At 68.1% G+C, this 18,749-nt stretch carries 22 protein-coding genes, 1 pseudogene and 1 CRISPR repeat array; of the genes and pseudogenes, 5 read left to right on the forward strand and 18 right to left on the reverse strand.

What is annotated here, in order from left to right; genetic code table 11:
- From ACZ1HC_RS04290 to ACZ1HC_RS04345, 12 genes and pseudogenes are all read right to left on the reverse strand, one after another.
- A complete protein-coding gene (locus ACZ1HC_RS04290; protein ID WP_472698905.1) occupies positions 1–795 on the reverse strand; it encodes an ABC transporter ATP-binding protein in 795 nt (264 codons plus the stop codon).
- Positions 796–805: 10 nt separating this feature from the next.
- Complete coding sequence (gene ntrB, locus ACZ1HC_RS04295; protein WP_472698906.1) at positions 806–1,699, reverse strand: nitrate ABC transporter permease; 894 nt, start codon at positions 1,697–1,699, stop codon at positions 806–808.
- A gap of 10 nt (positions 1,700–1,709) precedes the next feature.
- A complete protein-coding gene (locus ACZ1HC_RS04300; RefSeq protein WP_472698907.1) occupies positions 1,710–3,002 on the reverse strand; it encodes a CmpA/NrtA family ABC transporter substrate-binding protein in 1,293 nt (430 codons plus the stop codon).
- Between the two features lie 279 nt (positions 3,003–3,281).
- The gene (locus tag ACZ1HC_RS04305) at positions 3,282–4,457 is read right to left on the reverse strand and encodes an ABC transporter substrate-binding protein (RefSeq protein ID WP_472698908.1); all 1,176 of its coding nucleotides are present in this window, start codon (positions 4,455–4,457) and stop codon (positions 3,282–3,284) included.
- Complete coding sequence (locus tag ACZ1HC_RS04310; protein ID WP_472698909.1) at positions 4,454–5,035, reverse strand: ANTAR domain-containing response regulator; 582 nt, start codon at positions 5,033–5,035, stop codon at positions 4,454–4,456. Before ACZ1HC_RS04310 ends, ACZ1HC_RS04305 begins: the two co-directional genes overlap by 4 nt.
- Before the next feature lie 155 nt (positions 5,036–5,190).
- A CRISPR array of direct repeats spans positions 5,191–5,524; the repeat unit is 29 nt; unit sequence GGGTCTATCCCCGCGGGTGCGGGGGAGCC.
- A gap of 165 nt (positions 5,525–5,689) precedes the next feature.
- Positions 5,690–5,815 (reverse strand): type I-E CRISPR-associated endoribonuclease Cas2, encoded by a 126-nt coding sequence (locus ACZ1HC_RS04315; RefSeq protein WP_472698910.1) that lies wholly within the window; start codon positions 5,813–5,815, stop codon positions 5,690–5,692.
- A gap of 137 nt (positions 5,816–5,952) precedes the next feature.
- Positions 5,953–6,153, reverse strand: a pseudogene (istB, locus tag ACZ1HC_RS04320) (IS21-like element ISSsp5 family helper ATPase IstB); the annotation flags it as partial.
- Positions 6,144–7,739, reverse strand: coding sequence for a prohead protease/major capsid protein fusion protein (locus ACZ1HC_RS04325; RefSeq protein WP_472698911.1), 1,596 nt, complete (start codon positions 7,737–7,739; stop codon positions 6,144–6,146). The pseudogene istB and the gene ACZ1HC_RS04325, both read right to left, overlap by 10 nt.
- A 5-nt stretch (positions 7,740–7,744) precedes the next feature.
- Positions 7,745–9,301 (reverse strand): phage portal protein, encoded by a 1,557-nt coding sequence (locus ACZ1HC_RS04330; RefSeq protein WP_472698912.1) that lies wholly within the window; start codon positions 9,299–9,301, stop codon positions 7,745–7,747.
- Positions 9,301–9,510, reverse strand: coding sequence for a phage head-tail joining protein (locus tag ACZ1HC_RS04335; RefSeq protein WP_028030714.1), 210 nt, complete (start codon positions 9,508–9,510; stop codon positions 9,301–9,303). The genes ACZ1HC_RS04330 and ACZ1HC_RS04335 overlap by 1 nt, the downstream gene beginning before the upstream one ends.
- Before the next feature lie 2 nt (positions 9,511–9,512).
- A complete protein-coding gene (locus ACZ1HC_RS04340; RefSeq protein WP_472698913.1) occupies positions 9,513–11,510 on the reverse strand; it encodes a phage terminase large subunit family protein in 1,998 nt (665 codons plus the stop codon).
- On the reverse strand, positions 11,458–12,042 hold the full coding sequence (locus tag ACZ1HC_RS04345) for a hypothetical protein (RefSeq protein WP_472698914.1): 585 nt from the start codon (positions 12,040–12,042) through the stop codon (positions 11,458–11,460). The genes ACZ1HC_RS04340 and ACZ1HC_RS04345 overlap by 53 nt, the downstream gene beginning before the upstream one ends.
- 111 nt (positions 12,043–12,153) lie before the next feature.
- Here ACZ1HC_RS04345 and ACZ1HC_RS04350 point away from each other — a divergent pair, with 111 nt between their 5' ends.
- The 4 genes from ACZ1HC_RS04350 (at position 12,154) to ACZ1HC_RS04365 (ending at position 13,576) form a co-directional block, all read left to right on the forward strand.
- Entirely contained in the window at positions 12,154–12,351 is a 198-nt protein-coding gene (locus ACZ1HC_RS04350; RefSeq protein WP_472698915.1) for a DUF6900 domain-containing protein, read from the forward strand.
- A gap of 12 nt (positions 12,352–12,363) precedes the next feature.
- Positions 12,364–12,579: a hypothetical protein gene (locus tag ACZ1HC_RS04355; protein WP_472698916.1), complete on the forward strand. Its 216-nt coding sequence runs from the start codon at positions 12,364–12,366 to the stop codon at positions 12,577–12,579.
- A 112-nt stretch (positions 12,580–12,691) separates the two neighbouring features.
- The gene (locus tag ACZ1HC_RS04360; RefSeq protein WP_472698917.1) at positions 12,692–12,916 is read left to right on the forward strand and encodes a hypothetical protein; all 225 of its coding nucleotides are present in this window, start codon (positions 12,692–12,694) and stop codon (positions 12,914–12,916) included.
- 90 nt (positions 12,917–13,006) lie between these two features.
- A complete protein-coding gene (locus ACZ1HC_RS04365; protein WP_472698918.1) occupies positions 13,007–13,576 on the forward strand; it encodes a DUF3489 domain-containing protein in 570 nt (189 codons plus the stop codon).
- A 52-nt stretch (positions 13,577–13,628) separates the two neighbouring features.
- On the opposite strand, the gene ACZ1HC_RS04370 is transcribed toward ACZ1HC_RS04365, so the two are convergent.
- The 6 genes from ACZ1HC_RS04370 to ACZ1HC_RS04395 all read right to left on the reverse strand — a co-directional run bounded on the left by ACZ1HC_RS04370 (position 13,629) and on the right by ACZ1HC_RS04395 (position 17,617).
- Positions 13,629–13,853: a DUF7220 family protein gene (locus ACZ1HC_RS04370; protein ID WP_472698919.1), complete on the reverse strand. Its 225-nt coding sequence runs from the start codon at positions 13,851–13,853 to the stop codon at positions 13,629–13,631.
- A 135-nt stretch (positions 13,854–13,988) separates the two neighbouring features.
- Positions 13,989–15,290, reverse strand: coding sequence for a DNA modification methylase (locus tag ACZ1HC_RS04375; RefSeq protein ID WP_472698920.1), 1,302 nt, complete (start codon positions 15,288–15,290; stop codon positions 13,989–13,991).
- Entirely contained in the window at positions 15,265–16,029 is a 765-nt protein-coding gene (locus tag ACZ1HC_RS04380; protein ID WP_093359506.1) for an HNH endonuclease, read from the reverse strand. The genes ACZ1HC_RS04375 and ACZ1HC_RS04380 overlap by 26 nt, the downstream gene beginning before the upstream one ends.
- Before the next feature lie 451 nt (positions 16,030–16,480).
- Positions 16,481–16,906: a DUF6362 family protein gene (locus ACZ1HC_RS04385; protein WP_472698921.1), complete on the reverse strand. Its 426-nt coding sequence runs from the start codon at positions 16,904–16,906 to the stop codon at positions 16,481–16,483.
- Positions 16,899–17,099 carry a hypothetical protein gene (locus ACZ1HC_RS04390; RefSeq protein WP_111406098.1) on the reverse strand — a complete coding sequence of 67 codons (201 nt, stop codon included), beginning with the start codon at positions 17,097–17,099 and terminating at the stop codon, positions 16,899–16,901. Before ACZ1HC_RS04390 ends, ACZ1HC_RS04385 begins: the two co-directional genes overlap by 8 nt.
- The gene (locus tag ACZ1HC_RS04395) at positions 17,096–17,617 is read right to left on the reverse strand and encodes a crossover junction endodeoxyribonuclease RuvC (protein ID WP_472698922.1); all 522 of its coding nucleotides are present in this window, start codon (positions 17,615–17,617) and stop codon (positions 17,096–17,098) included. The genes ACZ1HC_RS04390 and ACZ1HC_RS04395 overlap by 4 nt, the downstream gene beginning before the upstream one ends.
- 507 nt (positions 17,618–18,124) lie before the next feature.
- On the opposite strand from ACZ1HC_RS04395, the gene ACZ1HC_RS04400 reads away from it, so the two are divergent.
- The gene (locus tag ACZ1HC_RS04400; RefSeq protein ID WP_472698923.1) at positions 18,125–18,745 is read left to right on the forward strand and encodes a hypothetical protein; all 621 of its coding nucleotides are present in this window, start codon (positions 18,125–18,127) and stop codon (positions 18,743–18,745) included.
- The last annotated feature ends 4 nt before the right edge of the window (positions 18,746–18,749 follow it).

Below are 18,749 nucleotides of genomic sequence, written 5' to 3' on the forward strand. Positions count from 1 at the left end.
TTACTCCGCGGCTTCGACGAAGCGGTGGCGTTCGTAGAGGAAGCGCAGCACCGCCTCGCGGGCCCGCACATAGTCGGGGTGGCTGGCAAGGCGGATGCGGTCGCGGGGGCGCGCGAGGGGAACCGTTAGCACCTCGCCCACGGTCGCCGCCGGGCCGTTGGTCAGCATCACGATGCGGTCGGCCAGCAGGACGGCCTCGTCCACGTCATGGGTGATCATGATCATGGTGTTGCCGAGCCGGGCATGGATCTCCATCACCGCGTCCTGAAGATGGGCGCGGGTCAGGGCGTCGAGGGCGCCGAAGGGCTCGTCCAGCAGCAGGATCTTGGGCTCCATCGCCAGCGCGCGGGCGATGCCGACGCGCTGCTTCATGCCGCCCGAAATCTCGCCCGGGCGCTTGTCGGCGGCATGGGCCATCTGCACGAGGTCGAGGTTCTGCATGATCCAGTCGTGCCGCTCGGCCTTGGACTTGGAGGTGCCGAAGACCTTCTGCACGCCCATCTTGACGTTGTCATAGACGCTGAGCCAAGGCAGCAGGCTGTGGTTCTGGAAGACGACGGCGCGGTCGGGACCGGGGGCGTTCACCTCTCGCCCTTCCAGGATGATGCCGCCCGAGGTGGTGTCGGTCAGGCCGGCGATCATGTTCAGAAGGGTGGACTTGCCGCAGCCGGAATGGCCGATGACGGAAACGAACTCGCCATTTTCGATGTCCAGCCGGACGTCCTGAAGGACGACGTTCGACCGGCTGCCCGAGATGAAGGTCTTTCCTGCGTGATCGATCTTGAGATAGCTCATGATGTCCTCCTCAGACCGTGGTGCCGCGGCTGACCTTGACGCCGATGAAGGCGACCAGACGGTCCAGCGCAAAGCCGGTGGCGCCGATGTAGAGCAGCGCGACGAAGATGTCGGTCAGCATGGAGCTGTTCCACGCGTCCCAGATGAAGAAGCCGATGCCCACGCCGCCGGTCAGCATCTCGGCCGCGACGATGGCCAGCCATGCAAGGCCGACGCCGATCCGGAGGCCGGAAAAAATGTAGGGGGCGGCGGCCGGGACCATGATCTTCCAGAAGAATTCCATCTGGTTCAGGCGCAGGACGGCGGCGACGTTGCGGTAATCCTGCGGGATGGCGCGGACACCGGCGGCGGTGTTGATGATGATAGGCCAGATCGCGGTGATGAAGATCACGAAGATGGCCGAGGGGCGGCTGTCCATGAAGGCGGCCAGGCTGATCGGCAGCCAGGCCAGCGGCGGCACGGTGCGCAGCACCTGAAACAGCGGGTCCACACCTCGCATCAGCCAGGCGGATTGGCCGATCACCGCGCCGATGGCGATGCCGACAAAGGCGGCGAGGCCGAAGCCGATGCCCACCCGCTCCAGCGAGGTCAGGACGCGCCAGCCGAGGCCCATGTCCTGCGTTCCCGCCACGTAGAAGGGATCGAGGATCAGGTCGCCCGACTGCTGCCAGATCTCGACCGGCGAGGGCAGCGCGGCGCCGCCCCCGGCCAGCAGCAGCTGCCATAGGCCCAGAAGCGCGGCGACGACCAGCACGGGCGGCAGGACGTTGGCGGCGGCGGCGCGGCCAAGCCGGCCGGCGCGGGCCGAGGCGGCGCTGCGCGGGCGGGGGATTGCGTGGACTGTTGCGGCGGGTTTCGGGGCGGGCGCGGCCGGGGCGCGCTTGAGGGCGGTGACGCTGCTCATCGGGACCTCCTTACGCCATCGCCTTGATGGACTGGGCGGCGAGATAGCCGTCCGCATCGGCGGGATCGAAGGTGGTGCCGTCGAAGAAGGTCTCGACGCCCCGGCTGTCGCCCTTGTCGCCGGTCTCGAGGCCGAGCGCTGTGGCCGCCTCCAGCCACAGGTCCGAGCGGTTGGTCTGCTGAACCAGCGCCGCGGTGTCCAGATCGCCGGGCAGATAGCCCCAACGCTTGTTTTCGGTGATGAACCAGGTGTCCAGTGACTTCCACGGGAACGAGGCGCTGCCGTTCTCGCCCCAGAAGCGCATGGCCAGGTCGGTGCGCTGCTCCTCGCGCCCGTTGCCGTAGTTGATGTCGCCCTTCAGGCGGGCGGCGATGTCGGCGACGGGGACGTTGTACCATTGGCGGCGCGAGAGGATCTGCGCCATCTCGTCCTTGTTGGCGGCGTCCTCGCACCACATCTGCGCCTCAATCACGGCCATCAGGATGGCGCGGGCGGCGTTCGGGTTGGCGTCCACCCAGTCCGCGCGCATGCCGAGAATCTTCTCGGGGTGGTTCTGCCATATCTCGCCGGTGGTGCAGGCGGTGAAGCCGATGCCCATGTTGACGAGCTGCTCGTTCCAAGGCTCGCCGACGCAGAAGGCCTCCATGTTGCCGACGCGCATGTTGGCGACCATCTGCGGGGGCGGGACCACGATCAGGTCGCATTCGGTCGTGGGGTCGATCCCGCCGGCGGCCAGCCAGTAGCGCATCCACAGGTCATGCGTGCCGCCGGGGAAGGTCATCGCCACGGGGATCTCCTGCCCGGCGGCGCGGCGGGCGGCCCAGATCTCCTTCAGCGGCGCGCTGTCGAGGCCGACGCCTCTCTCGGCATAGGCCTGCGTGACCGAGATGCCTTGGCACTGCTCGTTCAGCTGCAGCAGGTTGTACATCGGCAGGGGCTGGTTGTTCTGCGTGACCGTGCCGGTGGAATAGAGATGCACCTTCGGCCGCAGGATATGCCCGCCGTCGATGCCCCCGCCCGCGGAGCCGAGCGCCATGTTGTCGCGCGTGGCCCCCCAGCTCGCCTGCTTCTCGATCCGCATGTCGGTCAGGCCGTGCTTTTCGTAGAAGCCCTTTTCCAGCGCGATGATCAGGGGCGCGCTGTCGGTCAGGGCGATATAGCCGAGCGTGGCGCCGGTGGTCTCTAGCGCGGGGGTGGCGGCCCAGGCTCCGCCCGGCAGGGCGAGGCGCGCGGCGGCGGCGGTGGCCGCGACCGAGGCGACGGATTTCAGGAAGCTGCGGCGGGTCGGCGTGATCAGGCTCATCTGACGATCCTTTGCGTGGCCCAAGGGCGGGCCGGGAATGGCGGGACGGCAACGGGCAAAAGCCACCTGCGCTTGACCCAGAGGCGGGACATGCGTGGTGGCGTCGTTGCCGAGAATGGGGGTCCGCAGCCTTGCGGAAGGTCGGTGGCCGGAGGCGCCGTTGCCCTGTGGCCTTGCGTTAACCTTGGGGCACGGAAGGCGAATCGGTCAAGGACGGCGCAAGGGTTTTCGCGTGGCTTTCGCGAAGTGCCGCGCAGGGCAGCGCGGCTGCCTGCCGTTTCAGCGCGAATAGATCGGCGGGTCGAAGGTTTCGCCGTCGAAGAAGGCATCGGGGCCGAGAATCATCTGCCCCTTTTCGCTGGCGACGGGGGTGGGATGGGTCATCGCCCCCTCGATCCGGGCCGAGGCGCCGGGCATGTCCGCCCCCGCCGCCCTGAGATGCCGGCGATAAAGGTCGGTGCGGAAGCAGGCGCCCGCCGCCTCCATCGCCGCCTGCGGATCGAGGTTGTGCGCCTCGGCGATGCCGCGCGCCAGCAGCGCCGCCGTGCTGCGCCAGGGGAAGTTCGCCCCGCCCGCGTGGAAGCGGATGAAGTCGGGGAAATGCCGCAGCTCGCCCTGCGGGGTGACATGGAGGCGGCCCAGAAGGCCCCGCTCGCTGAGTTCCGGCGAGAGGTTCAGGTAATCGGGCCGCGACAGGATCTCGACCGCCGTGCCGCGATTCTCGGGGATGTCGAGCCAGCGGCAGGCGCGCCAGACGGCCCGCATCAAGGCGCCGGTCAGCTCGGGCTGCGTGTCGGTGAAGCGGCGGGTCAGAACCAGCGCCTTCTCGGGCGGCGCGTTCCAGATCGCCCGCCCGGCCAGCAGCAGCGCCCCCGCCGCCGTCTCGACGGCATAGGAGGCCCAGGGCTCGCCGACGCAGAAGGCGTCCACCTCGCCCGAGGCGAGGGCGGCGGCCATCATCGGCGGCGGGACGGTGTGAACCGAGAGGCCGGGCTCTAGCGGCGAGCCCTTCAGCCAGTGCCGCACCAGATGGGCTTGGGTCGAGAAGGGAAAGGGCACGCCCACCCGCAACGGGCCGGTCCAGACCGCCGCCAGCGCATCCCGCGCCGCGCGAGCGTCGCCGAAGCCGAAGCCGTGGCCGATGGCGCGCAGCCGGTCCGCCAGCGCCGCGTTGACGGCGATGGCCTGCCCGCCCTGGCTGATGAACATCGCCAGATCGAAGGCCGGGTAGTCCGGCCCGAGGCCGAGCGCCTGCGCGATGGGCAGCGGCACCAGCATATGGGCGGCGTCGATCCCGCCGGTGCCCAGCATGTCGCGGCTCTGCGCCCAGGAGCGCAGGCGGATGAGGTCGAAGACCAGCCCCTCCTCGGCGGCAAAGCCGATCTCGGCGGCGACGATCAGGGGGGCGGCGTCGATCAGCGGGACATAGCCGAGGCGCAGGGGCGTCAGGCTCATGTCAGCAGCCCCGCCGCCATCACGAGCTGCTGGGCGATGTCAGCGACGCGCCGGCCCTGGTCCATCGCCGTCTTGCGCAGAAGGGCATAGGCGGCTTCCTCGTCGATGCCGCGCGCCTTCATCAGGATGGCTTTCGCGCGGTCGATGATCTTGCGCTCTTCCAGCGCGGCGCGGGTGGCCGCCAGCTCGGTCCGCATCTTGTGGAACATGTGGAAGCGCGCGATGGCGGCATCGAGGATCGAGCGGATGCGCTCGGGCTGCAGCCCGTCCACAACATAGGCCGAGACGCCCGCCTCGATCGCCGCCCGCGTCAGCCCCTCGTCTGAGCGGTCGACGAACATCGCCACCGGCCGCTCCAGCGGTCCCGAGGCCAGCGCCAGTTCCTCCAGCACGTCGCGCGAGGGGTCGGCTACGTCGATCAGCACGATGTCGGGCTTCTGCTCGGCGATGCGGCGGGCGAGGCCGGTCTCTTCAGCGATGACGGTGACGGTGTTCTCGCCCGAGGCCTTCAGCCCGTCCACGATGCGCAGCGCACGGTCGCGGTCGCGTTCAACGATAATGATCGACAAGGCAGGCATAGCTTCCCCTTCAGCCTGCCTTTTCAAGCTGCACCACGAGCCGTGATGAACTGCTGGCAGATGTATCCGCATTGAAGACAAATCACCTGCGGCGTCTTTAGGCATCCTTTGGCATGTTTGCCTAATTGGGGTGCAGTTGATACTCCGACGGCACGGGGTCTATGCCCGCGGGTGCGGGGAAGCCTCCAGCCGCTTCGCCAGATCGGCAGCCGTCTCGGGTCTATCCCCGCGGGTGCGGGGGAGCCGGGCAAACTGCGCGCGGTCTTCGCAATCCTGCGGGTCGATCCCCGCGGGTGCGGGGGAGCCAAATCCTTGAACCACGGCCCCACCGTTTCCCAGGGTCTATCCCCGCGGGTGCGGGGGAGCCACCAGATCGCCGGGCGTCGGGCGACGGCGCGGGGGTCTATCCCCGCGGGTGCGGGGGAGCCCAGCGGGCGACAAGCGCCGGAATGTCTGCATCGGGTCTATCCCCGCGGGTGCGGGGGAGCCTCTTGGGCTTAAGTGACTGCAGTTGAAAAATGTCAAAAAGCAAGTAGGCGAGCGTCGTCGAGCCTACTTTCGTTTTACGAGCAGAACGCCATCCGCATCAACAATGGTTTTCGGCGGCTCTCCTAGTGTTTCGATCCTTAAGTTGCCGACTGCCTTCGTGTCGCGTCAGATCAAGGTGAGCGATCCGCGGCCAAGGGCCTCCCACCATGCCGTCATCACGTTCCACACGCGCTCGCGCACGGCTGCAGTCATGTCAGGGGCGACATATACGCCGGGCGCCACCTCCAGCATGACTGTCAACGGCGGAGTAAAACCCGGCCACGCGGCGGCGCAAAAGTCTGCCAGTTAGCGGCACAAGCACGGAACGTCGGGAGGGCGTAGCCCGACCAGAGTTCCGTGCTTGTGCCGCTGGTATTTTTTGAAAGGGGTCAGCCGGCCTTTCGGGCGCGGCTTTGGGCGAGACGATAGCTCTGGCCATTCATTTCGAGAATGCTGACGTGGTGGGTCAGCCTGTCGAGAAGCGCGCCGGTGAGGCGTTCGGAGCCGAATGTCTCGGTCCATTCGTCAAAAGGCAGATTGCTGGTGATCAGGGTCGATCCGCGCTCGTAGCGTTGCGAGATCAGTTCGGCCATCGCCGGGTTGGCGGTGATGATCCCCAGACCACGTCCGACTCCAGCTGGGCGATGGAGTTGCCGTACATCGCCGGGATCCGGGTGAAGGCGTCGAGGTCGTCGTTGATCAGAGTCTGGCGGGTGATCGCGACCACCCGGCCATAGGTCTTGACCTTGTAGCTCTCCTTCGACTCGCCGAGCGTGCCGCGCTTGAACTCGCCGCTCTCGCCGACCTCCAGAAGCTGTGGCGCCTCGCCGAGCTGGACGCGGTGCATCGCCTTGAAGTCGGTGGCGAGCACCTGGCGGCAGAACAGCATGAACGTACGGGGATAGGCCTCGTAGGCCTGGCGCAGGGTCTTGTTGGTGACCGCCGAGAGGATCTCGGGGAAGTCCGAGGTCGAGTGCAGCGCCCGCGTCGCCACCTCGTCGCGCGAAAGGCCCCGCGTGTTGACCCCGGCATTGCCGAGGCTTTCGCGGGCCAGTTCCAGCAGCGTTATGCCGCGGTACTGACGGGCGGCGTCTTCCAGCTGGAACAGCGACGGGCTGTAGCGGTGCAGCAGCGCATTCGCCACGGCGTCGCGGCGGGTGATGCGCTCGTCGCGGCCGCCGAGCGGCACGGAGACATGGGGGAAGGTCCGGGTCTCGTCGGATTTGGCGGCGACCTGATCGAGGATCAGGCGGCGGCACTCGTCTACGCTGACGCCGCGCTTGACCAGATCCTCGGCGAAGCCGCGCTCGAGGTTCAGCCGCCCGGCCAGATCGTAGATGGTGGAGACGCGGTCACGCTCGGCCTCTCGGGCGCGGGTGGCGACCGCTTCGGTGTCGGGCGCGGGCGTTGCCTGCGTCTTCGGCTGGCTGCGCGTCTCACTTGCGTGGACTTTCGGTTCGCTGGCCGCGACCTTCGGGTCGGGCGCAGCCGCTTTCGGCTCGGTCATGCGGGTGTCCTCGGTATCATTCGGCTCGGTCGGCTGGGTGGTGGCGGGGGTTGCGGCGTCGCTCGCCGGGGTCTGGGTCTTGTCCGTCATCGGGGATGCTCCTTGCTCTGTGGGGGCGTCCCAGCGGTGAAGGACGCAGTCGTGAAGGGGATGCTGGGCGCGGAAGCCCGCGGCGGGATCGGCGCCGACCGCGACGGCGGAGACCTCGAACGGCGTCCAGTCGACCGCCCGCCAAAGCTCGCGGGCGGCCTCTGGCTTGGAGACCTCGAAGCGGTGGACCTGGTAGCCGATGGAGACCGCCCGGATGTGCCCGGCCTGGATGTCGCGCCAGATCGGCTCGACATCGGCGCGTTCGCTGATCCGGACCAGCGCGATGCCGCGGCCGTTCTCGATCCGGGCCGAGCCCGGCACGACCGAGCCGATCACCGCGTCGAGCGTGTCGAGCTCATGCACCTTCAGGAACGGCGCGCCCGCGTTCAGCCGGTCGAGGCGGACATGGGCGGGGTCGAGGCTCAGCTCCTCGTCATAGGGCTCGCCGAAGAAGGTCGCGCGCCGGACGCGGGCCCCGGCCGACCAGACCACCTCGACGGTGCGGCTGTCGGCATCGGCCGTGTTCGGCGCAAGCTCCGCCGACCGGCGCATGGCCGGCAGTTCGATCATCGTGTCCATGTAGGTCAGTCCTGTTGGTCGGCCTGCGCCGGGTCGGTTTCATCCGCGTCGGCGGAGGGGTCGTCGTCGGCCGGATCGTTCGCCGGATCGGCGGCCCCGTCTTTGGATTGCGCGCTGCCGGTTTTTGTGACACGGCGCGGATCGCTGTCGAGCACCAGCCCGAGCGCGTCGAGCTTGGCGTTGGTCGCGGCGATCTCCGCCAGCACAGCGTCGGGATTGCGGCCCTGTTTCGCGATCACCTCGGCCAGCGTCATGGTGCCCGAGCGGATCGACAGCAGGTTCGCCATCGCGTCCTTCTGCGGATCGACCGCCTCGAACTTCGGCGGCGACCATTCCACCGGCACGATGGGCGACGGGATCAGCCCCGCCGCCCACGCGGCCTCGGTGAACCAGCGCCAGACCGGCGCGCAGAACATCGGGATGAAGAGCTGCCACTGGACAGCGTCGATCTGGCGGCGGAACTCGACGAGCCCCGCCCGGATCGAGGAATAGTTCACCTGGCTGAGATCGCCGGTCAGCAGCTCGTAGGGCACCCGGAATCCGGCCGAGATGGTGTGCAGGCTCGCCCGCTTGTATTCGCCATAGCCCCCCGTCGCCGAGGGCTGGTTGAACCGGATGTCCTTGCCGCCCCGCGCGTAGGCGATCAGCCCCGGCTCGAACTGCTCGACCCGGTTGCCATCGGCGTCGACCACGGAGGGCGCGATGCCCTGCTGCGCCTCGTCGTCGCCGAAGACGATGGCGGTGACGCAGGCCTCGGTCTTCTTGCGGACCAGTTCCGCCACCTCGTAGTCGTCGAGATCGCGCAAGGATCGGATCACCGGCGCGCCCCAGGGAACGCCGCGCGCCTGCGTGCGCTGCTTCTCGTAGACATGGGCGATCTCTGACGCTGGCACCGGTCGGCTCTGCAACCCGTTCTGCAAGGCCCCGTAAGCGTCGCCGGGATGTTCGGCATGGAGCCAATAGGCCCTGCGCTTGCCGACCGGGTCGAACTCGATCCCCTGCACCAGCCGCCCTGCGCCGAGGGCGCCGGACTTGGTGGCGTCGAGGAAGTCGGCCTCGAGCACCTGCAGTTGCAGCGGGACCGGCAGACCGTCGCTTGCACGCCGCAGCCTTCGACGGACCAGAACCTCGCCCGCCTCGACCATCTCGCGGCAGATCAGCGTCTGCAGGCCGTAGAAGTCGAGCTGGCCGTCGGCATCGCAGTCCGCCGTCCAGCGCTCGAACAGCGCGTCGACCTTGCGGTCGAGCTTGTCGTCGCCGCTGGCGGCGCGCGGCATGATGCCCGCGCCGATGATGTTGTTGACCAGCACCGCCACGGCCTTGGCCGCATGCGGGTTGTTGCGCACCAGATCGCGCATCCGGTCGCGCAACAGGGCTCCGGCGACGCCGATCTCGGTGTCGGCCGAGGAGCCCGGCGCGCGCCAGCCCTCGGTGCGACGCCCGCGCGCGGCGCCGTCGTAGCCCCGCGTCAGCGTCTCGAAGGCCCGACGCGCCATCACGCGGCGCGCGGCCATGCGCGGCGCCACCGTGGCGATGGCGTGATCGAACCAGGTCGCCGACATCACCGATCTCCGCGGCTGAAGCCCGCGAGCCCGGCCACCGGCAGCGGCCGCGTGGTGCCCGCGATGGCGCGCTCGATGGTGCGGATGCGGGCGAGCAGATCCTCGGCCGAGCCATAGTCGACGGATTTGCCATCGTAGCTGACCCGGGTCGTGCCGCTGGCGTAAGCCCGGCGCAGCGCCGAAAGTTCGGTTTCCGTCCAGTCGGTCATGTTCAAAACCATCCTCCGCGCCGCCCGAGCCAGTCGGAGCGGCGCTTGCCCTGCGGGGCCTGTCCCGGCCGGTTGATCTGTCCGGCGGGATCGGTGTCGGTGGGGGCGGACCCGAGCTGATCCTCGAGGTCGCGCCATTTCTCGTCGGGCCAGCGGTCCGCGCCCGCGATCCAGGCGGCGGCGCGGGCATAGACCCGGCAGTCCAGCGCCTCGTTGCGCTCGCGCAGCTTCTGCCATTCCAGCCGGGCGAAGCCGCGCTTGGTGCGCACCGTCACCAGCTGCTCGGCGACGAACTGCTTCAGCCATTCGTTCTCGACCCAATGCGGCAGGTGCACCGAGCCGGGCGGGAATGCCGCCCCGTCGGCCACGTCCTCCTCGGTCGGGCGCGCCAGCCGCAGGAAGCGGTAGGTCTCGGCCTTGAAGGTCGACACCGCCACGGTCCAGAGCCGCGCCCCGCGACGCAGGCGTTTCCCGCCCTCGGTCGCGTCGACGAAGGTCGGCCCCGAGACCGGGCTCGAGCGGTTGAACCCCTCAACACCCTTCACCGGCGACACCTGCGCGAACCCCTGCGCCCGCGACCAGGAATAGACCGCCGGGGCCTCGTAACCGGTGTCGATGGCGAGCCGCGCGATCCGCAGATGCGCACCGCGTTCGTGCGGCCAGCTTCGGTCGAGCAGCGCCGTCAGCTCCGACCAGGCGTCGTGCCGATCCGGGCCGCCCTCGATCACGACGTGATCGACGAGCCAGCTTTCCAGCCCGCGACCCCAGGCCCAGACATCGACCTCGATCCGGTCCTTCTGCACGTCGGCCCCGGCCGTCAGGAACAGCCCGCCTGCTGGCACCGTGCCGGATGTCCAGCGCTCGCGCCGGTCGTAGAGCCGCTGCCAGTCCGGCGCCTCCCCCGTCTCGACCCATGTCTCGCCGAGGATCGTGTTGCGGAACGCCTTGATCGCCTCGTCCGACCCTTGGCACCCGTCCCATGCCCGCACGATCCGCTCCCAGCTCAGCCAACCGATCGGCGAGTAAAGCGCCGAGAGGTGATACCCGACCGTGGTCGGATCGGCTGCGGTAGCGGTCGCCCGCCATTCGCCGCCCTCCAGCATGGCCGTCTTGTGGTGCTCCGCGATGGGCGTCTCGCAGCCCTCGCAGTGATATTCCGCCGTTTCCGGGCGGCCCTTCTGCCATCGCAGCCGGTCGAATTTCAGCCACTGCATCGCCCCGCAGTGCGGGCACGGCACGAAGTACCGCCGCTGATCGCTGGCCTCGTATTCCCGCTCGATCCGGCTCAGCCCCCGGATCGTCGGGGTCGAGACCAGAAACACCTTGCGCCGATGCGCGAAGGTCAGCGAGCGCGCCTCGGCCAACGTGACCGGATCGCCTTCCTCGTCGGCCGAGGCGGGATAGGCGTCGACCTCGTCGAGGAAGATGTAGCGCGCCGGGGTGGACCGAAGCCCGACCGCCGAGTTCGCGCCCGTCATGATCAGGATGCCGCCCGCGAACTCCTTCGACAGCATCGTGTTGCCCGCGTCGCGCGAACGCGCGGGCTTCACCCGCTCCCGCAGCTCTGGGCTCTCGTCGATCAGCGGGTCGATCCGCTGGCGCGAGTTGCGCTTGGCCAGTTCCACCGTCGGCTGGACCGCCAGCATCGGGCCGGGCGCCTGGTGGATGGCGAACCCGATCCAGTTGTTGCCCGCCTCGGTCGCGCCGACCTGCGCGGCCTTCATGAACACGATCCGCTGCGTGGGGTCGCCGGGCGACAGCCGGTCCATGATCTCGCGCATGTAGGGCGTGCGCGCGGTCCGGTACTGCCCCGGCTCGGCCGAGGCGCGCGAGGCGAGTTTCCGGTGGCGGTCGGCCCAGCTCGAGACCGTCAGATCCGGGTCGGGGCGCAGGCCCCGCGACCATGCGCGGATCAGCGCGGCGGACCCGTCGAACCCGACAAGATCGTCATCCAAGCCCGGGTCGGATCTCGGCGAGGCTGTCGAGCTGAGCGCGGACATGGGCCTCCAGAACCTTCTGCATCAGCGCCGCCTCCACCTCGCATGTGTCCCCAAGCGCCGCGGTGAGCTCCGAGGCCATCAGCGCCGCGACGCGCGCCGGCCAGGTCACCCAGGCGTCGCGTTCGTCGCGCGCGAGCCGGAACATCAGCGTCTCCGCCCGCGCACGGTCGACCAGTTCCCCCTTCAGCTTCTGGAGCCGGATGCGCCGCTCCTGCGCCTTCAGCACCTCGTTCGCGGTCTTGGCCTGCAGGAAGGTCGTACCGCCGCCCACGGCCGGCGCGGTCAGTCCCTGTTCACGCAAGGTGTCGCCGACAGCGGCGACGGCGGCCTCGGGGACAGGCTTCAGCTTCGGCGCGGGCGGCTTTCTCGTCTTCGACGGGTCCGTCGTCTCGGCACGCCGGGCGTCGCTGGCCGCCGCGTTGATGCTGCCGTCCGGATAGAGGACCAGCCGTTCGGCGGTCTTCGCCTTCTGGATCGCGCCGCGCGAGAGCCCGACGTGGGCGGCGTACTGGCGCTCGCTCATGCCCTGCATCGACGGCTCCGATTATCATTCGAAATCATGTGCTTATCGAGTTGATAGGCACGGCGGACAGAGGGAACGTGTCTCCAGAAGGACGATGCAACTTACCACGGAGCCACCCTGTTGACCCGCCGCAAGACCGACCCCGCCGCCGCCCGCGACGCCCTGATCCTGGAGATCGCGCAGCGGCGCTTCTTCCTCGAGACGCTCGAGACCCGGAATTCCGACCGGCTCGATTTCCACGACGTCGCCGTCTGGGCGATCCGCGACGCGCTCGCTGAGGCCTACGAGGCCGGACGTCGCGCCTCCACCCAATCCTGAAAGGACCCCGCCATGAACACCACCACCATCCGCATCGATCACGACGCACTTCCGGACCAGTTCGACCGCTCCCGCCCCGATGCCGTCGCCGAGGTGATCGAGGCGGCTCTGCGCGAGGACGGGGTCGCGGCCGAGGTCTCGGACGTCATCTCGCACCTCAAGATCGAACTGCCCACCGCGCAGCTCGCCGCAGCCAGCGCATCGCTGGCCGGGATGGGGCTGATCTGAGCGCGGGCGGCCAGATAGCAATCATATGGCTCTGGATTGCCTACACTTTCCGGCGCCGGAGAGCGATTCTGATTGCACAAGGACGATGCAACTCAGCCACGGAGCCAGCCCGATGACCCGCCGCGCACAGGACAACACGAAAGCCCTCGACGCCTTCCTCGCCGCCAAGTTCGAGATCGACGCCATGCTGGAGCGGCTCGCCGCCCTCAGCGCCGACCATTTCGAGACCAGCCCCGACGAGATCAACTGGGGCCACGTCGGCACCCTGAACCACCACCGCGACCGCCTGCGCGAGATCACCGACAGCGCCTTCAAGGAAGGCGAACACGCCGAGTGAGACGACCCGCTCCCAATCCTGCCCGCCGACTGGCGGGCTTGGCTTCGTAGAAGGGCCCGCATCCCGCGCGCCCCGATACGGAAGACGACGATGACCCAGCTTTCCGACACCCAAGCCCTGATCCTGAGCGCCGCCGCCCGGCGGCCCGAGCACGTCGCCCTGCCGCTGCCCGACAGCCTGCGCGGCGGCGCCGCCGCCAAGGTGATCGGCGCGATGCTCGCCAAGGGCTTCCTCGAAGAGGTCGACGTCGACCTGCGCAAGGGCGAGCCCATGTGGCGCGAGAGCGGGGACGGCCACGGCGTCACGCTGGTCGCCACCGACGCGGGCCTCGCCGCCATCGGCATCGAGACCGAGGACGCGAACACCGCGCCTGTGGGCGCGACGGACGCGCCGATAGAGGGGCCCGCGCCGGACAACCCCACCGGGGCCGAGACCGCGCCCAAGACGCGGACGCCGCGCGAGGGCACCAAGCAGGCGCAACTGATCGCGATGCTCCGCGCCGAGAGTGGCGCGACCATTGAAGAGATCGTGGCAGCACTCGACTGGCAAGCTCACACCGCTAGAGGTGCCATGTCCGGCGCGCTGAAAAAGAAGCTGGGCCTGACGATCACCTCCGACAAGGTCGACGGAAGGGGGCGAGTCTACGCCATCCGTGACTGACGCCTGCACCTCAAGTAACCGATGCCGCCGCCCGCCCTCGGGCGGCGGTTCTTCATTCTGCGCTCCGCATTCGGATCGCCTCGAACAGCCGCCTCAGCAGACAGCCGCGCACCAGCGAGACGCCGGCGAAGGCGAGGCCGATGGTCAGATGCTCCGCGAGCCCGGTCTCGATCCCGAACCACGGGAACACGATGATCTGCGTGGCGATGGCCAAAACGTAGCCGACGACAACGTTTGCGGTTGCCTCGACCATCGACATGGTCCGGCTCTGCTTCATCGCAGGCTCTCCATGAAGGCCGTCACGAACTCCGCCGCAAGCGGCGGAACGATCGCATTGCCGTAGCCCCGCAGCAGCCCCAGGCGCAGGCCGCGGGATCGGCATCGTTGTAGTAGACGGCCATCAGGCAGCGGCTTAGGCCTTGTCACCCAAGCGCTCGGCTCTCACCTGCGCGAAGGTCCGGCCGTCGCCGTCGAGGATCGCGTCTCGGCCGGTCTCGGCCTGCCAACGCTCCACGGCGACATCGACATAGGCCGGGCTGATCTCCATCGCGAAGACGCGTCGACCATTGGCCTCGCCTGCCATGATCTGCGACCCGGAGCCCGAGAACGGCTCGTAACATAGGCCGCCGCGGGCGACGTGCTGGCGCATCGGGATGCCGAAGGCGTCGAGCGGTTTCGGCGTCGGGTGGTCGGGGCGCTCGTCCTTCGTGAAGGACGGCATTTCCCAGGTCGAGGGGAGCGTCTGCTCGGCCACCTTCGGCGGGCGGTTCGGGCGGCGCCAACCCATGAAGCAGGGCTCATGCTTCCAGAGGTAATGCGAGCGGGTGAGAACCCCTCGGTCCTTCACCCAGATGATCTGCTGGTGCACGAAGGCACCGGCCTTCTCCCAGCAGGCTTCCAGCATCGCCTGGCGGCGCGAGGCGTGCCAGCAGTACCAGGCGGCGTCCTCGGTGATCGCCTCGGCGACAGCGGCCGCGATGAAGCCATCGTATAGTTCCGCCCCCTGAGAACTGTCGTCCCAGGTCGTGCCATAGGAGGCCGACCAGTCCTTGTTGCGGGTCGGATGGTTCGAGCCGTCGTAGTCGACGAGATACGGCGGATCGGTCGCGAACAGGATCGCCCGCTCGCCATTCATCAGACGGCGCACGTCGGCAGCGCTGGTGCTGTCGCCACAGAGGAGGCGGTGGTCGCCGAGGATCCAGAGATCGCCGGTGCGCGACGCAGGATTGCGCGGCGGCTCGGGGATGGTCACCGGCGGCACGGAGCCCCCGGCGCCACCCTCTTCTTCACCGCCCCCGTCCGGATCGAACGCCAGAAGCTTGTCCAGCTCGCCGTCCGAAAAGCCGACCAGCGACAGGTCGTAGTCGTCCGCGAGCAGGTCCTGCAGCTCGGCCGAGAGGAGCAGTTCATCCCACTCCGCCCAGTTCGCCGATTGGTTGGCCAGCAGACGGAACGCCTTGATCTGCGTCTCCGACAGCTCGTCGGCGAGGACCACCGGCACGGTGTCGAGACCGAGCAGACGGGCCGCCTTCAGCCGCAGGTGCCCGTCGACCACCAGCCCGTCGCTGCGCGCGACGATCGGGATGCGGAAGCCGAACTCGACGATGGCCTGCGCCATCCGGTCGACCACATCGTCGTTCTTGCGCGGGTTGCGCTCGTATTCGACGAGGCGGCCGATGGGCCATTGTTCAAGCTGCAGCGCGTTGGCCGGCATGGGCGGAACTCTTGAGCATGTGAAGGGTCACCGTCCGGCGCGCATGGATGCTGCAGAACAGGACGAGCTTGGTGACTGGGAGCGGCGGATCGACCGCCTCGACATCGTGGAACACGCTCTCCACGCGCTTGTGGCAGGCGCGGCAGAGCGGGATCAGGTTGGTCGGCGAGTTGTCCCGCGTCAGGCGGAACGGGATGATGTGGTGCACCTGAAGGTGCCTGGTCCTTCCGCAGCAGGCGCAGAAGGGCGTCTGCCGGAGCGCAGCCTTGCGGATCGTTTTCCATCGCGAGCCGCGCCCGCGGATGCGCGGCGTCCGGCACAGATGGCGCTCGTAGCAGGACCGCGAGCAGAACCGTCCGCTGGCGTTGGTGCGACCCGACAGGACCGACCGGGGAATGTGAAACGAGCTCCCGCAGGTCGCGCAGCATCGTTCGACCGACTGCGCGGCGCGACGACACGCGAGGCAACAAAACTGCTGGCGGCTGCTCGGCGGCGCCGGGAAGACCCTGCCGCAGTGCCGGCACGTCTCATGGTTCCGATCCGCGGATCGCCTGCAGTGGCCTCTATCCAGCGCTGGTCGGGAGCCGCAGGCTCGACACCGAGTGGCGGGGTTGTCGGCGCGCACCTCCTCGACCTTGCCGCACTCCGCGCAGGTCCGGAGGCGCATCCCGCGGTTGCGCGACCTGGCGCGCGTCGCGACGGCGTCCGTGCCCGCCGCAGTGCCGTGGGCGAGGGTCATGAAGGTTCCTGTCGATGGTCGATCGGCATCCGCCGGGTGGACTCCGGCACGGCGGGGTCCACCGGCTTCCGGCTGGACTCCGGTATCCGCGGGGTATCCACCCCGGGCGGCCGGTCAGATGTTTGAATTCACGAGGCTTTCAGGACGCCGCGGGTGGATGCTGGATTCCGGCGGCTTCCCAAAATTCCGGCCCTGTCGCTGGCGAAATGCCGAGCCAAGCCCGCCAGCATACGTTCCGGCCCGAAAAGGAACCGGAAAGCAACGGCTTGGCGGCCTGGACCCCGGCTGGACCCCGGAAGCCAGCCCCGGTGTCCACTTCGGGATGAGCGTCGGTTCGCCCGAGCGCACGACCCCGAGTATATCGCCATGGATAGCGTCAGCGGGGCGATCCGTCTCGCCGTCCGGTGTCTCGCCGGAAATTGTCTCACGCGCCCGTCGAGCCTTGACATGCTCAGTGCGACGCGTGCGCCACCACGAACTCCATCGACCGCTTTCGCGGCACGCGCCTCCCGTTCAGCCTCCACACGATCACCGCGATCCCGTACTGCCAGCGCCGGTTCGCGGTGGCGCGGCTGATGCCGAGTTCCCAACAGATCGGCTTCCACGGCTTTCGGTTCGCCCGCAGCCAGAGTAGGCGCGCATCGGCGGGCTCGAGCCAGCGCAGCCAGAGCAGAGCATCCTCGGCCAGCGTGATGTCGCGCGGACCGGGCTTCGGCCGGCGGGTTCGGGGCTCCTGGCCGACTTTGTCGGCGAAGCTATGGAAGTACTCGGGCCAGGCGTTGAAGTAGCCCTGCGGTTTCACCTCGGGCAGCGATCGGAACACGTCGGCCGCGCTCTCGAGCCGGTCCTCGACCATGGTGGGCGTCCACTCAGCCATTCGCCGCCTCCCGGGCGCCCGCACGTGGCCCGTAGAGCTTCTCCGCGAGCTGACGCACCAGCTCGCGCTCCGGCCAGGTCAGCCGGTCGTCGTCGACGGAGACGGCGAGCACGCCTTCGTCATGCCAGCCATCGCGCTTCACTTGGTCGGGATCCCGGCGCGTGCCGCCGTAGCCTTTCGGATACCACCTCATCCCAAGCCCCCGTTCGTCTCGATCGCCCACTGCAGAATGGCGATGGCGTCGGCCTCGTTGTCGTCGGCGGGCGAGAACCCTCGTGCTCGCGCCGCAGCGATCATCGTCTCCTTCCGCGCGTTGCCCTTGCCGGTGGCGTGGCGCTTGATCGTGCCGACCGGAACGCCTTGGTAGGGGATGCCGCGCAGCTCGGCCCAAGAAGTCAGGGTCGCCATCAGCCCACCATAGACATGGGCCGCATCGGTGCCGGCGTGTCGGCGGACCTCCTCGAACCAGATGGCGGCGATGGGCCCGGACAGCCGGTCGAGTTCGGTCAGCCAATTGGTGAAGCGCAGGTATCGCATGCCGCCGCCATCGAAGCGTCCGGGCCGGAAGCTGACCGTGCCGCTGGTGATCAGTCCGTCATGACTGCGGAGCGCCCAGCCGGTCGTGGTGCCGAGATCGAGGGCGAGGATGCAGGACCGGCTGATCGCGCCCGGTTCGGGGCGGACGTCCTGCGCGGGGATCGGAGTGTTCATCGTGAAGGCTCACAAGCTGTGGGCCTTCGGCTTCGGTCACCGCAAGATGTAGCATCCGGCGGTCCTCGGCCAAAGCGAAAACGACGAGGGACGACGAGGCCGGCGAAGATCGATGTGCTGCTCGTCTCGGTCCCAACCTCCGACCGCGTGGTCCCAACCTTCAAGGGGGTTGGGACAGCCCTTTATCTTTCCATCCCAATGACTTGACCGGATGTGGTCCCAACCTCGGTGTCCCCAACGGGGGTCCTTATCTTTTCGTATAGAAAAGCATGTTCCCGACCTTTTCCGTTCTCCCACATGAATGTGTAGCAAAAGGTTGGGACCACAGGGTGAGGTTGGGGACACCGTTGTTTTTGAAAGGATTTTAGTGTCCCCAACCCCCTCGGGAGGTTGGGACAGGGTTGGGGCCACCGGGGAGGTTGGGACGGCGTGCGTCAGTTGCATCTTGACCGTGCCCGTTTTTCTAACCTACAAGTAGGTCGAAAAAACGGGCACGAGGAATCGAGCATGGCTGAATGGATCGAGACTAGGCTGCTGGATGAGCCTTGGGATGTGGATCGCCGCATCACCGAGCTGGGATTGACCAAGGACGGCCTGGTCAACGCGGTGCAGGCTGCGCGCACTGCGAGCGGCAACGCGACAGCGCTGCATCCCTCAAACGCGGCAGGCACCTTTGGGTATCATGAAGGCGTCGCGGCTCTGCGCCAGGAGTTCATTGGCGAAGAGTGGGTCATCGACCGCAAGGACGGGGTCGAGACCATCCGCAACGACCGAAAAGGTTTGAAGATTGGCTTCTGCAACGTGGACCGTGCTTGCGGTGAAAAGGCGCCGAAGCCGCGATCAGACAAGGGTGCGGCTTCGGAACGCGCCTGCGGTCCGATGCTATTTGACCCCGAAGAACTTCGCTATTTCGTACGCGATGACGCTGTCGGCCTAGCGTTCTATTATCTCATGGTAGATGAAACTGGGCGGGCAGAGCTTACCCGTCCAAAGATTTCCGGGAAGACATTTGAAGGTGCCGTTGAGCGCATCTTCCTGCTTTCCGAGGGCGACGAGGAAGAAACGTTCCTGAATCTCGACGACGACGGTATCGCGGAAGACTTCGAGCCCAAGATCGTGCGCAAGTAGGCGT

This window comes from Paracoccus sp. BR5-17, from assembly GCF_055693925.1.